This window comes from Thauera mechernichensis, assembly GCF_029588855.1.
Lineage (GTDB): Bacteria > Pseudomonadota > Gammaproteobacteria > Burkholderiales > Rhodocyclaceae > Thauera > Thauera mechernichensis.
The window spans coordinates 36,909-51,223 of sequence record NZ_JARQZE010000014.1 but is presented as its reverse complement, the minus strand read 5'-3'; the positions used below and the strand labels follow the sequence as shown (position 1 = coordinate 51,223).

At 67.3% G+C, this 14,315-nt stretch carries 13 protein-coding genes; 7 read left to right on the top strand and 6 right to left on the bottom strand.

The window, feature by feature from the left end; genetic code table 11:
• The first annotated feature begins 22 nt into the window (after nt 1–22).
• Nucleotides 23–493 carry a Dps family protein gene (locus tag P7F68_RS15725; RefSeq protein WP_002932999.1) on the top strand — a complete coding sequence of 157 codons (471 nt, stop codon included), beginning with the start codon at nt 23–25 and terminating at the stop codon, nt 491–493.
• Between the two features lie 67 nt (nt 494–560).
• On the opposite strand, the gene P7F68_RS15720 is transcribed toward P7F68_RS15725, so the two are convergent.
• Nucleotides 561–1,082 carry an Lrp/AsnC family transcriptional regulator gene (locus P7F68_RS15720; RefSeq protein WP_002932997.1) on the bottom strand — a complete coding sequence of 174 codons (522 nt, stop codon included), beginning with the start codon at nt 1,080–1,082 and terminating at the stop codon, nt 561–563.
• Nucleotides 1,083–1,203: 121 nt separating this feature from the next.
• Between P7F68_RS15720 and ipdC the strand changes: the two genes are divergently transcribed.
• The gene (gene ipdC / locus P7F68_RS15715; RefSeq protein WP_002937561.1) at nt 1,204–2,832 is read left to right on the top strand and encodes an indolepyruvate/phenylpyruvate decarboxylase; all 1,629 of its coding nucleotides are present in this window, start codon (nt 1,204–1,206) and stop codon (nt 2,830–2,832) included.
• 145 nt (nt 2,833–2,977) lie between these two features.
• Here the strand turns inward: ipdC and P7F68_RS15710 are convergent, their stop codons facing one another.
• The 4 genes from P7F68_RS15710 to P7F68_RS15695 all read right to left on the bottom strand — a co-directional run bounded on the left by P7F68_RS15710 (nt 2,978) and on the right by P7F68_RS15695 (nt 8,470).
• Nucleotides 2,978–5,542: a DNA topoisomerase III gene (locus P7F68_RS15710; protein ID WP_277834542.1), complete on the bottom strand. Its 2,565-nt coding sequence runs from the start codon at nt 5,540–5,542 to the stop codon at nt 2,978–2,980.
• A 105-nt stretch (nt 5,543–5,647) separates the two neighbouring features.
• On the bottom strand, nt 5,648–6,118 hold the full coding sequence (locus tag P7F68_RS15705) for a Smg family protein (protein WP_002937563.1): 471 nt from the start codon (nt 6,116–6,118) through the stop codon (nt 5,648–5,650).
• A 113-nt stretch (nt 6,119–6,231) separates the two neighbouring features.
• Nucleotides 6,232–7,398 carry a DNA-processing protein DprA gene (dprA, locus tag P7F68_RS15700; RefSeq protein WP_277834539.1) on the bottom strand — a complete coding sequence of 389 codons (1,167 nt, stop codon included), beginning with the start codon at nt 7,396–7,398 and terminating at the stop codon, nt 6,232–6,234.
• Nucleotides 7,399–7,435: 37 nt separating this feature from the next.
• Nucleotides 7,436–8,470 carry a LysM peptidoglycan-binding domain-containing protein gene (locus P7F68_RS15695; RefSeq protein ID WP_198291752.1) on the bottom strand — a complete coding sequence of 345 codons (1,035 nt, stop codon included), beginning with the start codon at nt 8,468–8,470 and terminating at the stop codon, nt 7,436–7,438.
• Nucleotides 8,471–8,657: 187 nt separating this feature from the next.
• Here P7F68_RS15695 and def point away from each other — a divergent pair, with 187 nt between their 5' ends.
• The 3 genes from def (at nt 8,658) to htpX (ending at nt 11,061) form a co-directional block, all read left to right on the top strand.
• Nucleotides 8,658–9,161: a peptide deformylase gene (gene def / locus P7F68_RS15690; RefSeq protein ID WP_002937568.1), complete on the top strand. Its 504-nt coding sequence runs from the start codon at nt 8,658–8,660 to the stop codon at nt 9,159–9,161.
• The gene (gene fmt / locus P7F68_RS15685) at nt 9,161–10,120 is read left to right on the top strand and encodes a methionyl-tRNA formyltransferase (protein WP_277834535.1); all 960 of its coding nucleotides are present in this window, start codon (nt 9,161–9,163) and stop codon (nt 10,118–10,120) included. The genes def and fmt overlap by 1 nt, the downstream gene beginning before the upstream one ends.
• A gap of 101 nt (nt 10,121–10,221) precedes the next feature.
• Nucleotides 10,222–11,061, top strand: a complete 840-nt coding sequence (gene htpX / locus P7F68_RS15680; protein ID WP_002937570.1) for a zinc metalloprotease HtpX — start codon at nt 10,222–10,224, stop codon at nt 11,059–11,061.
• A gap of 5 nt (nt 11,062–11,066) precedes the next feature.
• On the opposite strand, the gene P7F68_RS15675 is transcribed toward htpX, so the two are convergent.
• Nucleotides 11,067–12,203, bottom strand: a complete 1,137-nt coding sequence (locus P7F68_RS15675; protein ID WP_277834532.1) for a toll/interleukin-1 receptor domain-containing protein — start codon at nt 12,201–12,203, stop codon at nt 11,067–11,069.
• 307 nt (nt 12,204–12,510) lie between these two features.
• Here P7F68_RS15675 and phnD point away from each other — a divergent pair, with 307 nt between their 5' ends.
• The gene (phnD, locus tag P7F68_RS15670; RefSeq protein WP_002937572.1) at nt 12,511–13,431 is read left to right on the top strand and encodes a phosphate/phosphite/phosphonate ABC transporter substrate-binding protein; all 921 of its coding nucleotides are present in this window, start codon (nt 12,511–12,513) and stop codon (nt 13,429–13,431) included.
• Between the two features lie 68 nt (nt 13,432–13,499).
• Nucleotides 13,500–14,315 (top strand): phosphonate ABC transporter ATP-binding protein, encoded by an 816-nt coding sequence (locus tag P7F68_RS15665; RefSeq protein WP_277834530.1) that lies wholly within the window; start codon nt 13,500–13,502, stop codon nt 14,313–14,315.

The following is a 14,315-nucleotide window of genomic DNA, read 5'->3' as shown; positions in this document are numbered from 1 at the left end:
CATCAATCACAGGAGAAGCGACATGGAAATCGATATCGGCATCACCAAGAAGGATCGCGCCAAGATCGCCGAAGGCCTTTCGCGCCTGTTGGCGGACAGCTACACCCTGTACCTGACCACACACAATTTCCACTGGAACGTCACCGGGCCGATGTTCAACACGCTGCACCTCATGTTCGAGGCGCAATACAACGAACTCGCACTCGCAGTTGACCAGATCGCCGAGCGCATCCGCGCGCTGGGCTTCCCGGCGCCCGGCACCTACAAGGAGTTCCAGAAGCTCACCAGCATGAGTGAGCCGGACGGGGTACCCTCGGCGCAGGACATGATCCGCCTGCTCGTCCAGGGCCAGGAAGCGGTGATCAAGACCGCACGCAGCATCGCGCCGGTCGCCGACAAGGCGAGCGACGAACCTACGCTCGACCTGCTGACCCAGCGCATGCAGGTGCACGAGAAAACCGCCTGGATGCTGCGCAGCCTGCTCGAAGCCTGAGCTTGAGTGCAGCCGCGCCGGTCGGCGCGCGGAGTTGCATACGGGCCCTGCGGGGCCCGTCCTCATTTCAGCCTCCGGAAAAGCGCACGCGTTGCCTGGGCTGGCTGGGCTGGGTGATGTGGTCCAGGGGCAGGACATGGGTCTGCTTCACGCGGCCGAGCACGATGTCGGTCTTCACGTTGGCGATGCCGGGCAGGCACAGCACGCGCTTCATCATCAGTTCGGAGAAAGCGGCCAGGTCGGGAGCGACCAGGCGCAGTACGTAGTCGGCGTTGCCGCTCACCGAAAAGCACTCGAGTACCTCGGGCAAGCCGGCGACGGCGGCTTCGAAGGCTTCGCTGCGTGCCCCGCCCTGGCGCTCGAGCACGACATGGGCGAAGGCGGTGACGCCCAGGCCGACGGCTGCGGGGTTCAGCAGTGCAGCGTAACCGGCGATCAGTCCGCCTTCCTGCAGGCGCTGCAGGCGCCGGCTCACCTGGGATGCGGACAGGTGGACCTGTTCGCCAAGAGTGGCATTGGTGGCATTGCCGCTGCGCTGCAGGGCATCGAGGAGTGCCAGATCCTGACGATCTACGGTGAAAGTGCTCATTTATGTGCTTTCATATGCATGAATTGTGCGCATATTAACGATAAATGCGCGAATAACGCGCACTTTATGTGTGGGATGCGCAGCATAATGCTCCTCACAAGACCACCTGAGGAGACACCCCATGACGCTTACCGAATCCTTGCTGCATGCGCTCAAGGCGCATGGCGCGCGGCAGATCTTCGGCATCCCGGGCGACTTCGCCCTGCCCTATTTCCGCATCATCGAGGAATCGAAGATCCTGCCCCTGCATACGCTCTCGCATGAGCCAGGGGTGGGCTTCGCCGCCGACGCGGCCGGACGCATCGGCGGCGGACTGGGCGTGGCCGCGGTAACCTACGGCGCAGGTGCGCTCAACATGATCAACTCGGTGGCCGCAGCGTATGCCGAGAAATCACCGCTGGTGGTCCTGTCCGGCGGTCCGGGCCGCGGCGAGTCGAACTCCGGGCTGCTGCTGCATCACCAGGCCAAGACGCTCGACTCCCAGTTCCAGATCTTCCGTGAGATCACCTGCGATCAGGTGCGTCTGGACGATGCAGCGCGCGCGCCCGCCGACATCGCGCGCGTCCTCGCCAATTGCCTGCGCAACTCGCAGCCGGTGTACATCGAGATCCCGCGCGACATGGTCGCCCAGCCCTGCGCAGCGGTGATCGCCGAGCCGCCGCCGGCGGTCGATGGCGAGGCGCTGCAGGCGTGTGTCGCAGAGATCCTCGAACGTATCGGGCGCGCATCCGCGCCGGTGCTGATGGTGGGGGTCGAGGTGCGCCGCTTCGGGCTCGAGGACAAGGTCGCCGAGCTGTCGCGCCGCCTTGGCCTGCCGGTGGTGACAAGCTTCATGGGCCGCGGCCTGCTTGCAGATCATGGCGCACCGCTGGTGGGTACCTACATGGGCCTGGCCGGCCTGCCCGAGGTGACGCGGCTGGTGGAGGACTCCGACGGTCTGTTCCTGCTCGGCGTGATCATCTCGGACACCAACTTCGCGGTGTCAGAGAAGCACATCGATCTGCGCAAGACCATCCAGGCGCTGGAGGGACGGGTGACGATGGGTTACCACACCTACCCACGCATCCCGCTCGATGCGCTCGTCGATGGCCTGCTTGCCTGCGTGCCCCCGGCGGCGAAACACTTCGAGGTGTCGCGCCCGGCTTTCCCGCATGGCCTGGTGGCCGACGAGGCCACCATCGCGCCAGCCGACGTGGCATTGGCCGTCAATGACCTGATGGCCGCGCATGGCAAGCTGCCGATCGCCTCCGACATGGGCGACTGCCTGTTCACCGCGATGGACATCGAGCACACCGCCCTGGTGGCGCCGGGCTATTACGCCACGATGGGTTTTGGTGTGCCCGCGGGCCTCGGCCTGCAGGCGGCTACGGGCCAGCGTCCGCTCATCCTCGTTGGCGACGGCGCCTTTCAGATGACGGGCTGGGAACTGGGCAACTGCCGACGCTACGGCTGGGATCCGATCGTGCTGCTGTTCAACAACAGCAGCTGGGAGATGCTGCGCACCTTCCAGCCCGAGTCGGGCTTCAATGATCTCGACGACTGGGGCTTCGCGCAGATGGCCGCGGGCATGGGCGGCGACGGCGTGCGCGTGCACACCCGGGCCCAGCTCAAGCAGGCGCTGGATCGTGCGATGGCGACGCGTGGGCGTTTCCAGCTCATCGAAGTGATGATCCCGCGTGGTGTGCTGTCCGAGACGCTGTCGCGCTTCGTCGCCGGGGTCAAGCGCCTGAACGCCGCCAAATCAGGCTGAACCACCGGATCGGCGTGCGCGGCCGAGGGGGCTGAAGGGGGCATCGCCTTCAACTCCTCGCGGCGGGCGCCGCTTCCACGCGGAAAGCCGCGCCGCGTGCGGCCTCGCTGTAGGCGCGACGCAAGTCGCGAGCTTTCTGGTCTGTTCAGCTCGCCTTGCGCGTGGTGCTGCGTTTGCGCGGAGCGGGTGCTTCAGCACCCTCGCCTGCGGTTTCGCCCGCCTTCGCCGCTGCGGGCTTGGTCGCCTTCGGTGCCTTGGCTTCGAACTCGAAGCCAACCTTGCCGTCCTTGCCGCGCACCAGAAAGGCGGAGAACTTGCGCCGCGTGCGTGCCGACACGAAGCCCTTGAGCAGGTCGGTCTTGCCCTCGGTCAGCAGCTTGGCCATCTGCTCGCGTTCGATTGGCTGCTGCAGGATGATCTTGCCGGAGCGGAAATCGCAGCTCTTGCCTGGTCCCACCGATTTCTCGCACACATAGGCCATGCCGTGCTCGTACACCCGGCTGGCGCACTTCGGGCAGGCACCGACGGCCTCCTGCGCGGAGAAGTCCACCGCCTCGGCCTCCTCGCCCTCCTTGGGCTGGCCGAAGTCGAAGGTGGGCTGCTTGTCCTCGTTCAACACGATGTCGGCATTGAACAGGCGCCCCATCTTGTTGCGGAAGCCGAGCAGCGGGCCGACCTTGCCCTCGCGCAGCAGGGTCTCGATCTCGTCGTACTCGAACTGGCGGCCGGCGACGATCTTCCAGGTGCTCCAGTCGCAGGCCTGGCAGGCGAACTTCTTGTAGTTTTCCTTCACGACGCCGCCGCACTTCGGGCACGGCGTCTGCAGCGTCACGAACTCGCCCGGCACGGTGTCGGACTCGTAGCGCTTTGCGCGCTCGACGACCTCGCGCGTCATCTCGGCGATCTCGCTCATGAAGGCTTCGCGGCTGAGCTTGCCGTGCTCCATCTGCGCGAGCTTGTATTCCCAGCCGCCGGTGAGTTCGGGCGAGGTCAGCGCGGTGACGCCCAGTCCCTTCAGCAGCGTGATCAGCGAGAAGGCCTTGGCGCTCGGGATCAGTTCGCGGCCTTCGCGATGGATGTACTGCTCGCTGATCAGGCCTTCGATGATCTGCGCGCGGGTGGCTGGCGTGCCGAGACCGCGTTCGGCCATCGCCGCGCGCAATTCCTCGTCGTCGACCATCTTGCCCGCGCCTTCCATTGCGGAGAGCAGCGTGGCTTCGTTGAAGCGCGCTGGCGGCTTGGTCTGCAGCGACTTGACCGTGATGTCCTCGGTGGACACCGTTTCGCCCTGCTTCACAGCGACCAGCTGCGGTGCGCTGCCGTCCTTGGCATCCTTCTCGTCGTTGGCCGCTTCCTTGCCATACACCGCCAGCCAGCCCGGATTGACCAGCACCTTGCCCTCGGTCTTGAAGGCCTCGCCCTCGACGCGCGTGATGCGGGTGGTGATCTGGTACTCGGCCGCGGGGTAGAAAACCGCCAGGAAGCGCTTGGTGACGAGGTCGTAGATCTTGTGTTCGGCTTCGGACAGGTTCTTCGGCAGTGCGCCGGTGGGGATGATCGCGAAGTGGTCGGAGATCTTGGCGTTGTTGAAGATGCGCTTGTTGGGCTTCACCCAGCCGTGCTTGGCGATCTCGTTGGCGAAGGGCGCGTACTGGTCGGGCAGCGTGCGCATGACCTCGCTCACCGTGGCGAGGTAGTCCTCGGGCAGTGCGCGCGCGTCGGTACGCGGGTAGGTCAGCACCTTGTGCTTCTCGTACAGCGCCTGGGCGAGTTGCAGCGTCACCCGGGCGGAGAAGCCGAAGCGGCCGTTGGCCTCGCGCTGCAGGCTGGTGAGGTCGAACAGCAGCGGCGACAACTGGGTGGAGGGCTTGGCCTCTTCACTGACCACGCCCGGCTTGCCTGCGCACTTGCTGCGGATGGCCTCGGCCTGGGCCTTGTCCCACAGGCGGAAGGCGGTGGCGTGCTCGTCGCCCTCGGGCTTCTTGAACTTCTCGTCGAACCAGCGCCCCGGGTACTCGCCGGCGGCGCAGCCGAAGCGCGCCTCGAGCTCCCAGTAGTCGCGCGACCTGAACTTGCGGATGCGGTCCTCGCGCTCGACCACCATCGCCAGCGTCGGTGTCTGCACCCGGCCCACGGTGGTGAGGTGGAAGCCGCCGGTCTTGGAGTTGAACGCGGTCATCGCGCGCGTGCCGTTGATGCCGATCAGCCAGTCGGATTCGGCGCGGCAGATCGCCGCGTTGCGCAGGCCCTCGACGTCCTGCGCGGCGCGCAGATGGGCGAAGCCGTCGCGGATCGCCTGCGCGGTCATCGACTGCAGCCACAGGCGCTGCATCGGCTTCTTGCTGCCCGCGTGCTGGGCGATGAAGTTGAAGATCAGCTCGCCCTCGCGGCCCGCGTCACAGGCGTTGATGAGGCCGGTGACGTCCTTGCGCTTGATGAGCCGGGTGAGCAGCTTGAGCCGATCCTCGGTCTTCTCGATCGGCTTGACCGCGAAGTGGGGCGGGATCACCGGCAGATGGGCGAAGGTCCACTTGCCGCGCTTGACCTCGAACTCCTCGGGCACGGTGAGCTCGAGAAGGTGACCCACGGCCGACGACAATACATATTCGTCGGACTCGAAGTAGTCCTTCTCCTTGGTGAAGCCGCCCAGCGCACGGGCGATGTCCTGCGCAACGGAAGGCTTTTCCGCGATGATCAGTTGCTTGCTCATGCTCGTGTCGAGACGACTGTGGCGCCCAGCGGGCGCGCGGGGTTCGGGAAGCGGCGGATGATAAGGACAGCCTGCTTGCGCTTGCAAGCAGGCTGGATTGACCACTCAATGCAAGGTCGGTTCGTAGGCCCAGTCTTCCTCTTCGGTGAGGAGCTCGTCCACCATCAGGGTGTCGATAGGCTCTTCCTGCTGCCACAGCACCATCAGTACGATGACCTTGAGGCGATTCAGCGAGATGGTGAAGTCGTTCAGGGCCATCGCACGCTCGATGATCAGCTCGCGGTGCGCGGCGCCGAGAACGCCGGCGCTTTCGAGCAGGCTCAGAAAGCCGCGGCAGCGGGCGTCGAGTTGCTTCTGCTCTTCATCGGTGTAGATCCGTACCGATCCGCTGCTGGGCGCGATGCCGGGGTGGATGTCGCGTGCCACGCGGCGCAGGCCTGCCAGCCAGTCGAGCGCTTCGGAAATCTCGTCCTGGTCGAATCCGGCCGCCGACAGCTTGCGGGCGAGCAGATCGGATTCGGGGCAGGCGTCTGCGTGGATGTAGCTTTCGAAGAGATATACGAGGATGTCGAACAAGGCGGCCTCATTTGGGGGCGGTCGGCAGCGTGGTGGGCGGTTCCAGGACCGGCATGCCGGATGGAGGGCTCCGCCCGCTGTGCTTGCGTGCGGCTGGTGATGTGCGGCCGGATTCAGATGCGCTGGAGGCGCCCCCCGGGCAAGCGCGCGAGGAGTCCATCCAGCTCGAGCGGAAGCAGGATGGCGTACAGGGCATCGACCGTCAAGCTGCAGCGCTGGGCCAGCGTGTCGATGTCCACCGGGTCATGGCCGATGATCTGCAGCACCCGTGCCGCCTCGCCGTCGAGGGCAAGCTCGGCCTGGGACACGGTCGGCGGCGTCGAAGCGGCATCCTTGCGTTCGCGTCGACGGCGTCCGGCCGCCGTGTGCGGGCGCTCGGGTGCCGCCCAGCCGAGCCGGCCGCGCAATTCCTCGACGACGTCTTCGGCCGTCTCGACCAGCTTGGCACCTTCACGGATCAGGCGGTGGCAGCCGCGCGACAGTGGCGAATGGATCGAGCCCGGGATCGCGAACACCTCGCGGCCGCATTCGGTCGCCAGTCGCGCGGTGATCAGTGAGCCGCTGTTGAGTGCCGCCTCGACCACCAGCACGCCTTGCCCGAGACCGGCGATGAGCCGGTTGCGGCGCGGGAAGTTGTGCTGCAGTGGCGGTGTGCCGAGCGGGAACTCGCTGACGACCACGCCGCAGCGGGCGATGTCGCGGGCAAGTGTTGCGTTGCGTGCGGGGTAGATGCGATCGATTCCGGTACCGATCACGGCGATCGTACCGCCCCCGGCTGTACCTGCGGCGAGCGCGCCGCGATGGGCTGCCGCGTCGATACCTAGAGCAAGCCCGCTGACGATGGTGAAGCCCTGCGCCGCCAGCTCGCGGGCGAAGGCTTCGGCGTTGGCCTCTCCCTGGGCGGTTGCGGAGCGCGCCCCCACCAGGGCGATCGCCGGGCGCTGGAGCAGGGCCGGGTCGCCCTTGACGTAGAGCAGCACCGGCGGGTCGGCCATGTCGAGCAGGCTGCGTGGATAGGCTTCGTCGGCAAGGGTGAGCACGTGGCTGCCGGGCTCGGCCGCCCAGGCGAGCGCGCGCTCCATCCATTCGGCCTGCGGGGTGCCGAGCACTGTATCCGCGGCTTCGCCCCCCACCACTGCCGCGAGCGCACTGCGGCCGGCGCCGAAGATGTGGCGCGGCAGGCCGAAGGCGGCAAGGAGGCTGCGCTGGCGGTCGGCGCCCAGGCCCGGCAGCGAGCTCAGGCGCAACCAGTCGGCGAGGTCGTCGTGATCGGCGGACAAGAGGCCTGGGAGTGCGTGTGAGTCTCGGCGGCGACCGTCAGGGCTGGCGTACGACGTCGGAGAGGGTGACCGGGCCGTCGGATTCCATCACCAGGGCGTAGGAGATGCGATCGAAGACGCGGAACACGAACACCATGCCGTAGCGCTTCTCGGGCAGCTGGAAGGTCTCCTTGCCGCCGTCGCCGGTATATTCGGCCGTGCCGCGGTTGCGGAACAGGGCCAGCACGTGGCCGCGCTCGATGCCGTCACGTTCGCCGACGTTGAGCGCCACCACGTGCAGACGACCGGTTTCGCTCACGCCGCGATGAATCGAGATGATGCGCCCGTTCACGTCGCGCTCGGGCGCATGCGGCGCAAAGGAGAACACGCTCGGGCGATCGCTCGGCATCATCAGGTCGCCGACGCCGATTTCCTCGACCGAGGTGGTGACCTCGAGGGTGGTTGGCTGGCCGCGTTCGGTCACGCGCGCGGTGCCGAGGTAGGCAGCCTCCCAGGCCAGGGTTTCGCGCGTCACCGGGTCTTCGAGCGGTTTGGCCGGGCGGTAGATGTGCCACACCTCGGCGGCGTCGCCGACGTCCTTGGCGAAGATGGTGTCGCCCGTGCCGGTCAGCACGCGGCTGGTCTCGGTGGCGATGATGGTCGCCGAGCCTTCCAGACGGGGGCCGTCAATGACCAGCGGGCGGTTCAGGAAGGGCTCGATCACCTGCAGCGGGATGCTGGGCAGGGCGCTGTCGAGTGCTTCGCTGTAGATGCGCGGCTGCACGCGATCGTCCTGGGTGCCGCCGATGCGCCGGCCGATGCTCAGCCAGGGGCCGCTGCGGTCGAGCAGGATGACCTGCCCCGGGTAGATGAGGTGCGGGTTGCGGATCTGTTCGCGGTTGAGGCGCCAGACTTCGGGCCAGCGCCAGGGTTCCTGCAGGAAGCGGCCCGAGATGTCCCACAGGGTGTCACCACGGACCACCGTGTAGCTGTCGGGTGCGTTGTCAGCAAGGCGGACACCGGATTGAGCGTGGGCGCTCGCGCCAAACAGGGCCGCGAAGGCGACGAGCAGAGGGAATATAATTCGGGTCATTGATCGCTTCCGGTAGATGCGGGGCGTGCCGACGAGGCCCTGGAACGCTGTTGCATGGACAGGGTCGAACCGGATGCGCGAAGCAAACACGGTCGTGAAGCGCTTCGAGTCCCCGGCGCAGTACATGCGCATGCATGTGAAAACGCTTGAAATTCTGCACTTAAAGGTTTAACGCGGCAAGGCATTCATGGCTCTCCTACCCATTCTCAGATACCCCGATCCCCGCCTGCATACGGTTGCCAAGCCGGTTGCAGCGGTCGATGACGACATCCGCCAGCTCGTGCGCGACATGGCCGAGACCATGTACGAGGCGCCCGGCATCGGGCTCGCGGCCACCCAGGTCAACGTCCACATGCGCGTGGTGGTCATCGACGTCAGCGAGGACAGATCCGGCCTGATGACGCTGATCAACCCCGAGATTCTCGAGCGCTCGGGCGAACAGGTGTGCGAGGAAGGCTGTCTCTCCGTCCCCGGTATCTACGAGAAGGTGACGCGTGCGGAGCGGGTTCGGGTGCGCGCCCTCGATGACAAGGGCGAGCCCTACGAACTTGCGGCCGACGGCTTGCTCGCGGTCTGCATCCAGCACGAGATCGATCACCTCGACGGCAAGGTCTTCGTCGAATACCTGTCCCAGCTCAAGCTCGGCCGCATCAAGAGCAAGCTGGCCAAGAAGGCCCGCATCACCGCGTGATGGCCGACACCCTCTCCCCCGCGGCGCTGCGCGTCGCCTTCGCCGGCACGCCCGAGTTTGCCGCCTGCGCGCTCGAAGCCATCCTTGGGGCCGGCTACACGGTGCCGCTGGTGCTCACCCAGCCCGACCGCCCTGCCGGCCGTGGCATGAAGCTCACGCCGAGCGCGGTCAAGCAGCTCGCCCTGGCGCGTGGCATCGAGGTCGACCAACCGGAGAGGCTGCGCACGGACGAGCAGCGTGCGCGCCTGTCGGCCTGTGCGCCGGACGTGCTGGTGGTGGCGGCCTACGGATTGATCCTGCCCAAGGCGGTGCTGGACATGCCGCGCCTGGGCTGCCTCAACATCCACGCCTCGCTGTTGCCGCGCTGGCGAGGCGCCGCGCCCATCCACCGCGCCATCGAAGCCGGCGACGCCGCGACCGGCATCACCATCATGCAGATGGACGAGGGCCTGGACACCGGTGCGATGCTGCTCGAGCGCTCGACGCCGATCCTGCCCCGCGACACGACCGCCACGCTGCACGACCGCCTCGCGGCGCTCGGCGGTGAGTGCATCGTCGCCGCGCTGGCCGCCCTGCAGCGCGGCGAGTTGGTCGCCAGGCCGCAGCCGGCCGAGGGCGTGACCTACGCTGCCAAGATCGGGCGTGCCGAGGCGAACATCGACTGGACCCGCCCGGCGGCCGACATCGAGCGCGCGACGCGTGCCTTCGACCCCTTCCCCGGGGCGGCTTCCAGCTTGCGCGATACGGTGGTCAAGTGCTGGTCGGCCGAGGTCGTGCCCGGCCGGGGCGACCCCGGCACGGTGATCGCGGCAGGCGAGGACGGCATCACCGTCGCCTGCGGTCGCGACGCCCTGCGTTGCACGGTGTTACAGCGTCCGGGCAGCAAGCGCCTGCCTGCCGCGGAATTCCTGCGCGGCTTCCCGGTCTCTGTGGGCGAACGCTTCGCAACCGTGGCCTGAGCGCCACGGTTGGGCCGGTGGGCCTCGCTCCATGCTTGAATTTGCCTGGTCGGGCCCCAAACTAGGCTTTTGAATCAACCTTTTGCAGGAAGGACACCGCAATGTTCGGTAACTGGATCAAGACCTCCATCCTGATGGCCGGCATCGTCGCCCTGTTCGGCGCCATGGGCGCGGCCATCGGCGGCCAGCAGGGTATGCTGATCGCGCTCGTCATCGGCGGCGCCATGAACTTCTGGGCCTACTGGTTCTCCGACAAGGCCGTGCTCAAGATGTACAACGCGCGCCAGGTCGATGCCGCCTCCTCGCCCTACCTCTACAACATGGTGCGCGAGCTCGCCCAGCGCGCCGACCTGCCGATGCCCAAGGTGTACATCATCGACGAGGCCCAGCCCAACGCCTTTGCCACTGGCCGCAACCCCGAGAATGCCGCGGTGGCCGCCACCACCGGCATCATGCGCATGCTGTCCGAGCGCGAGCTGCGCGGCGTCATGGCGCACGAGCTGGCGCATGTGAAGAACCGCGACATCCTGATCTCGACGATCTCGGCCACGGTGGCGGGCGCGATCTCGATGCTGGCCAACTTCGGCATGTTCTTCGGTGGTCGCGACGGCGAGAACCGTCCCAACCCGATCGTGTCGATCGCGATGATGATCCTGGCGCCGATGGCCGGCATGATCATCCAGATGGCGATCAGCCGCACCCGAGAGTTCGGTGCCGATCGTGGCGGTGCTGAAATCTCCGGCGATCCCGAGGCGCTGGCCAGCGCGCTCGCCAAGATCGACGCCTATGCGCGTGGCATCCCCATGCATACCGCCGAGCAGCACCCCGAAACGGCGCAGATGATGATCATGAACCCGCTCTCCGGCGGCGGCCTGCGCGGGCTGTTCTCGACCCACCCGGCGACCCAGGACCGTATCGCCCGCCTGCGCGCGATGCGCTGAGTGCTTCAGCGCGCCTGCAGGGCGGTCTTCACCAAGGCGAGCAGTTCCCCCGGGGCGACGGCCTCGCCCAAGGCGCCCGCGCGCAGCAGCATGTCGCGTCGGGTCGTGCGGCGAGCGTCGTCGAACTCGCCGTGGTAGACGATCAGCGGAGGCCGGCGCGGTCTCGACGCCAGCGCGCGCAGCAGTCTCAACGCGGCGCTCGGCTGACCTTCCAGTGCTTCGGGTCGGCTCCAGTCCGATAGCACCAGGTCGAAGCCCTCGGTATCGGCGTCGAGGCGTGTGAGCGCTTCTTCCGTGCTGTCTGCGGTCACGACTTCGACCTGCAGTTTTGCGAGCGCGGCGATCTCGTGCGCGTTGCCTTCCGGTTTGTCGTCCACCCACAGCAGCCGCTTCTGCTCGGGCATGTCGATCAGCGTCAGCGCCGTATCTTCGGCCTCGGCGCCATCCATCGCGGGTGCGCCGCGTATTCGTGCCGCGACCGCCAGTTCGTTGGTGAAGCCGGCCATCATGCGCCGGACCAGACTGTCGGGTTCTTCGTGCTTGCGTGCAGCGGCGTCGCCCGTACCTTCTGGCGCTGCGGCCTCGAGCGCCCAGCTGTCGTCCTCGGCCGCCGATGCGGCCACACTTGCTGAGGTGGCGCCGAAGTCGCTCGACCTCGGTGCTGCGGCGGCCGCGGGTGCTGCACTCACCCAGCGCTGCTGGATTGCCTCGACGGCGCGCCGGATGCCCTTGGCGACATCGGTCCACGCCTCGTCGCGGTTGGGCCAGGAGGTGACCGGGCGCAGGTCGGTGGGCAGGCCCTGAAGGTGGGCAAAGGGCGCCCCTTCGATGTCCACTGCGCGCAACAGCACCGGCACCACGCTGGCGTCGCCGCGCTCGGCACGCGCTACTGCCGATGCAAGTTCTTTGCCCCATATGTAGTCGGAGTTGAGGAAGTCCATGCTCACCAGCAGCAGGATCAGGTCTGCCGTGCTGAGCTGGGCATCGATCGCCTCGTCCCATTTCTGGCCCGCAACGATGCTGCGATCGTGCCAGGGGCGGATCACGCCCTTGCGCCGCAGGAGCGCAAGGTGGCCATCGAGCTCGTCGCGGAGTTTCTCGTCTTCGTGTGCATAGCTGTAGAACAGATCGACCGGTTCCATGACGACGCTCCCATGCGGTACAGCTCGATCTTCAACATAGATCAGGCTGTCCGCGCCGTCAGCAAGCGATGGTGCATGGGCCTGCGTGGGTGCGGCGCCAGCCGCGCCTGACCCTACCTTTGCCGGCCAGCATTGCGGATAATGTGCGCCGGACACCTGAACGTCGATCTACATATCGACAAGCGTCCGAACCCTATCTGCCCGGTCGGAATGCCGGGCCATTAAACCCCGGCGCGCCCGCACCGGGGTGGCTGGAAGCCGATCGGCGGCGCGACTGCCGGCGGTCTCCGAACAACCGGAGCAGCACATGCACCATCAACGCACTGCCTCGCGCAGAGGCTTCCTGCTGTCCGCCGCCGCTCTCGCCGTGGCCGGCAGCCTGGGTCTGAACGCAGGCGATGCCTTGGCCCAGCCGGCCAAGCTCGTCATTACCGCGATCCCCGACGACGGTGACGCCGACCGCATGCGCGAGAACTTCGGCGCGCTGGCCCGTCATCTCGGCAAGGCCGTGGGCATCCCGGTCGAGTACATGCACGTGGAGAACTACGCCGCCAGCGTCACTGCGCTCGCCACCGGCCGCGCCCATGTCGCCTGGCTGGGGGCCGTCACCACCGCGCAGGCGCGCATGCAGATGGGCGATGCGCTCACCATCCTCGGCTGCCGCGACATCGACAAGGGCTTCGTCAGCTACTTCATCGCCAACCCGGCGACCGGTCTGGGCACCGTGGGCGACCTCGGAGAACTCGCCAAGGCCGCGCAGGGTAAGGGCTGGAGCTTCACCTTCGGCAGCAAGAGCAGCACCTCGGGCCACATGATGCCGCGCAAGTACTTCATGGACCAGGCCGGTGCCGCGCCGGAGCGGGTGTTCCGCAGTGTGGCCTATTCCGGCAGCCATGACGTGGTGATGCAGATGGTGGCCGACGGCACTCATCAGGTCGGCGCGCTCAACTACGCATCGTGGGACAAGGCCGACGACGCGCTCAAGGCGCGTGCGCCGATCGTCTACAAGACCCCGCCCTATACCAATTACGCCCTCGCCGCCCGTGCCGATCTCGGCCCGGACCTGCTCGCCAGGCTGCGTGCCGCGCTGCTCGCCGTCGATGGCAGCACGCCGGAAGGTGCCCAGGTGCTCAAGTACCTGAAGGCAGGCAAGTTCATCGAGGCCGACATCGGCGAGTGGCAGGGTTACGTCGACCTGCTCGAGTCGGGTATCGACATCGGCGGCTGAGGGCTGGCTGGGACCGGTAGGCGCAGCGTCCGGCCGGATGCTGTGCCGCCCCCTGCCCGCTCATCATCATGAATACAGACTCCATTGATGCGCAGGCCGTGCCCGAGCACCCGGTTCGACTGCAGGGCGCCGCGATCGCCTACGGCGGCCAGCGCGTACTCGACGACATCAGCCTGGACATCGCTCCGGGCGAGCGCGTCGCCGTCATCGGGCCCTCGGGCGCGGGCAAGACCACGCTGTTCCGTCTCATCGCCGGCCTGGTCAAGCCTGCGGCTGGTTGCGCGCTGACGCTGGGCGAGGATACCCGCCGCCTGCGCGGACGGCGGCTGGCGCGGCTGCGCCGCGAACTCGGCTTCCTTTACCAGCAGGACAACCTGATCCCTCAGCTGCGCGTGGTGCACAACGTGCTGATGGGCCGGCTCGGCCACTGGTCGCTGGCGCGTGCGCTGCTGTCCCTGCTGTGGCCGCAGCAGATCGAACGCGCGCGCGCTGCGCTGGCGCGCGTCGAGCTCGCCGACAAGCTGTGGGCACTACCCGACGAACTCTCCGGCGGCCAGCAGCAGCGCGTTGCTGTCGCCCGCCTGATCGTGCAGCAGCCGCGCCTGGTGCTGGCGGACGAGCCGGTGAGCGCGCTCGACCTGCGCCTCGGGCGCGAGATCATCGGCTTGCTATGCCAACTGGCGCAGCGCGACGGCGTGACGCTGGTGGTCAATCTGCACACGCTGGACCTCTTGCAAGGCCATTTCGACCGCGTGATCGCGCTGCGTGGCGGCCGCCTGTTCTGGCAGGGCGAACCAGCGCAGATCACCCAGCATCTGCTGCGCGAGCTCTACGGCGCCGAATACCGCGCGCTGCACCTGGACGAGATCGAGGTGCAGGAATGA